Source organism: Terriglobus sp. YAF25, assembly GCF_052113305.1.
Classification (GTDB): Bacteria; Acidobacteriota; Terriglobia; order Terriglobales; family Acidobacteriaceae; genus Terriglobus.
This window is the reverse complement of sequence record NZ_JBFRCY010000403.1, coordinates 1-4,200: the sequence shown is the minus strand read 5'-3', so window position 1 is coordinate 4,200 and position 4,200 is coordinate 1. Positions and strand designations below refer to the sequence as shown.

The following is a 4,200-nucleotide window of genomic DNA, read 5'->3' as shown; positions in this document are numbered from 1 at the left end:
CCCTGGTGGCCAGCTTCGGATATCAGCTTCCCTGGGGCATTATGAGCAGCGGCATCCTCACGCTTCGCTCGGCCACCCCGTTCAGTGCTTATGCCGCGACGGTGAATGCCGACTCGGTAACGCAATATGTGCCCGGCACCACCCGCAACCAGGTCAACCGCGATGTGGACTTCTCGTTGATCAACACCTACCGCGCGTCGCGCGGCCTGGCGGCGGTCGACCCATCCACCGTGCAGAACAGTGCGTACAAGTCTTTCGATCTGCGGCTGCTGAAGAACTTCCGCATCCACGACCGCTTCAGCCTCGAGGTCTATGGTCAGGCCTTCAACCTCTTCGGCGCGAATAACTACCTCTACAACAGCATTACAACCTCGGCGGCATCGGCCACCTTCGGCCGCGCTACTGACTCAGGCAATCGTCAACAGGGTGAGCTGGCGGCCCGCTTCACCTTCTAACGTCGTCGTGACCCGGGTCCCGCTGCGCGGCGGGACCCTTTTTCTGCGAGGGCAGGCATGGCAGTTGGATGGAAGTCTGTGTCATTGGTTATCACGCTGGGCTCGGCTATTGCCGTGGCCCAGCATCGTTCTGTGGATACGTCGAAGCTTGCTGCCTACGGCAAGTCTTTGCCAAAGGTGACAGTCCCCAGCTTCGGGCTTGAACAGGCCACCTATCTGGCGGCATGGCCGCTCTCGTGTGTCGATCATCCTCAGGCAGCGCCCGAAGGCGCACAGTATCTGTGGCTCTACGGAGAACGCCCGAAACTGCCGTTCGACTACGACAAAACCCGCGCCTTTTATGGCTGTTATGATTGGCACTCCGCCGTGAACAGTACCTGGATGATGGTCGCGTTGTCCAAGGACTATCCCGATCTTCCCCTGCGCCGCCTTATGCAGGAGAAGCTCACGGAACATCTCGGAGAGAAGAACATCGCCGGCGAGCTGGAGTTCTTCAAGACCGCAAAGAACTTTGAGAAACCCTACGGCTATGCCTGGCTCTTGAAGCTGCACGCCGAGCTCAGCATGTGGAACGATCCTGAAGCGGCCAAGCTCACGGCGAATATCAAGCCGCTGCAGGAGTTCTTTTCCACCAAGCTGATTGAGTACTACGATCATCTGCCCGTCGCCTCCCGCGCGGGCGTGCATCCGAATACCGCGATGTCGATGGTGCTGGTACTCGATGCGCTGAGCGCTGTGCCCAATGACAAATTGAAGGACGCTGTGGCGCGCAACGCCAACCGGCTTTTTGCTACGGACCGCGACTGCCCCACTGCCTTTGAGCCCGGCGGCACCGAGTTCCTCTCGCCCTGCCTGGCAGAAGCTCAGCTGATGAGCCGTATTCTTCCGCGGGAACAGTTTCCGCAGTGGCTGGCCGATTTCCTTCCGCCGCTGGAGTCGCCGCAGTTCCAGACGCTGGCAAAAAGTGTCGACGTCTCCAGGATCACCGATAAGGAAGAGTTCGCCGGCAAGTCGCACCTCATCGGTCTTGCCTTCGATCGTGCCTACGCCATGACCGAGATCGCCGATGCGCTTCCAGCGAAAGACGCGCGCATCGCCCTGCTGCAGCAGCTTGCGGCCATTAACGCTGCCGGCGGTTTGAAGGGCCTTCCCGATGCGGGCTATCTGGGTTCACACTGGCTGGGTACGTATGCCGTACTTTATCTGCGCGCGGCGCGTCATGCGCCACCGCAGCCTTCGGGCCCCACCAATGCTCTTCCTCCCGTGGACTCCACCAAACCTGTGAACGGAGACAGATCTCGATGAAACGTCTTGCACTGCCGATCGCATGCACGCTTGTGCTCGCAGCCGCGTCGCCGCTGCACAGTCAGAAGAAGAAGCCTGTTGCTCCAGCGGCGGCATCGAAGCCCACCCCAGCGGCGGATGCCGCGGCTCCCGCACCCGCGGTGGAGAAGGAGACCTTCCTCGAGAACCCATGGCAGCCCGGTATGCTGCTGCAGGACACCAACGGTGACAAGATTGCGGATGCTGTGTGCGGACACATTATCGTCCCAACGAATCCAAATGCGGCCGAGAACGCTGCTGCCGCCAATCTGTCAGCCCGTGTAGGTTATGAGACCTCCGCACTGACGCTGCCTGTGGTGATTCATGGGGCTCCACAGGCTGTGACAGGATGTACCGGCAGCGCACCGAATATCTGGATTGGCGAGAGCGCAGTTCCTGCGGCAGCGTCCGCGGCTGTTCGTGCCGTGGCCGGTACGCTGGGCTTCGGCGAAGGAGCCGTGGTCGCGGTCGACGGCGGTATTGCGGTCGTCGGTCCGGATCCCGTAGGTCTGCTGAATGCTGCCAATGCGTATGCGCAGCGCGCGCCGTTCCTATGGTCTGTTCCGGGGGACAAGATCGGCCTACCCGCAAAGAACATCAATGCCGCACTCGTAAAAGGGAAGAGCACCGCTAAGACGGAACTGCAGGCACTGGTCTTTGCCGGTAACAATGGCGGCATTCGCCGCGCGGTGTTGAAGCTGGACGGAACGATCGATGTTGCCACACTGCAGAAGCTATTGAAACCGGAAGAAGGAGCTGGAACACCCGTATCCTTCGGCGCCGTACGTGAGGTGCAGATTATGCTTGGCGATACACCGCTGACGTTTGCTGGTTCGGCGGCGGCTCGCGCCGGTGCGCTACCTGCGATGCCGGAAGGCAACGGTGATGCCCGCGTCCTCGATCTCGCTCGGCTTTACACCATCAAAGGCCTGCTGACCGGCAACGCCAAGAAGCCTATTCCTGCCGGTACCGCCGCAAAGCTCTACGTTCCCGCAGGTCCGCAGGGAATCGCGATGGCGAATCTGGCAGCACGCATCGGTCTTGAAACGGTCGGGATTACGCTTCCGCTGGCTGTGCCTGAAACCGGTGTTACGCCCTCGCAGTTGCAGGGAACTCCGGTGATGGCGGAAGGATCGCCCGCGGCCGACCACCTGCGCGACCTGCTCGCCGCCAAGCCGAACATCGACCTCGACAAGATGCAACCGGGCGCAGGCAAGGCTCTTCCGACACTTGCTGCCGGCGAGGGCGAGCTGCGCATCGTGGATCATGCCGCCGGTAAGAGCGATGCTCTGCTGATACGCGGCGACAGTGCGGGCGCTACGGCCGCACTCGATTATGCTGCAAACCATCTGCCCTATCTTTGGGAGCCGAACAAACGCTACGCCTCTGTCGAAGAGGTGCGTGACGACCTGCGGCATTTCTTCGGACAGAAGTCCGATGTGGGGCAGGCCGCGGCGGCGCTCTACCATCTCGATCAGTGGTCGGCGAAGCTTGCGAAAGATCACCCCACCGGACTTACCAGCATTCGCGCCGATGTCGATGTCGATGAGGTTGACCCCAAACTGAACAGCTTCATTCGCGGCATGCTTGCCGAGCGTCTGCATACGACGAACATTGAAGTCGTTACCGGCAGCAAACACGCTGGTGTGAAGTGCTGCGACGGCGATGTTCCCATGCACCTGCAGTCTGAGGTTGCGCCCTTCAAGCAGACCACGCCTACCTTCGCCGAAGATCTCACCTTTGAGTGGGAGGGCAAGCGTATGCTGGCGACGGCGCAGAAACTCGCTGCGCAAGCGCATGCGGGCGAGCCTGTGTTGGTGCAGGCAGGCGTCAGCGAAAGTCCCGGGCAACGCAAGCTTCTCGCCACACAACTCAAGTCTGCGCTCGAGGCCGCAGGTGTGAAGAATGCGCGTGTGGAAGTCCTCTCATCCTACAAGCAGGGATATAGCTGGCTGGTCGACTCGGTTGAGCCGGAACTTGCCACGAAGCACGCAGACAAGCTCATCATCGAGTTCGCACCCTACCGCGATCCTAAGAGCGAATCCACGATGCGCACCGAAGAGCGCTGGGTGCAGGAGCTCTATCCCGTTGACGAAATCCTCGCGCGCGACCTTAAGCTTCCATTGGTCAACATTGCCTTCAAGAAGATGAGCAGCGACGGCGGCCCCACCTATCGCGTCCGCGCCTTTGATAAAGCCGGTAAGGAAATCCTGACTCGCGAGTTCACGACCTATGTACATCAACGGCCCTACTCCACTGAGTTCAATAACTACGAGCAGGTCGGCATTGAGACGGGCTGGGTGACCTTTAGCGCTGCCGATGGATCGTGCATCGTAACCGAGCGTGTGCCCACGGACGTGGAGATGTTCTGGGAGCATTACCAGGACACAACCATGCCGAAGATCATTCATCAGATCCTGGC

3 protein-coding genes are annotated in these 4,200 nt (G+C 60.5%); all 3 read left to right on the top strand.

From position 1 onward, the window contains the following. A partial coding sequence (locus AB4043_RS16635; RefSeq protein WP_442307557.1) for a hypothetical protein occupies nt 1–455 on the top strand: 455 nt, incomplete at its 5' end. A 78-nt stretch (nt 456–533) separates the two neighbouring features. Continuing rightward, nucleotides 534–1,760 carry a DUF2891 family protein gene (locus tag AB4043_RS16630; RefSeq protein ID WP_442300496.1) on the top strand — a complete coding sequence of 409 codons (1,227 nt, stop codon included), beginning with the start codon at nt 534–536 and terminating at the stop codon, nt 1,758–1,760. Beyond that, on the top strand, nt 1,757–4,200 hold a 2,444-nt coding region (locus AB4043_RS16625; RefSeq protein WP_442307556.1), incomplete at its 3' end, for a hypothetical protein. The genes AB4043_RS16630 and AB4043_RS16625, both read left to right, overlap by 4 nt.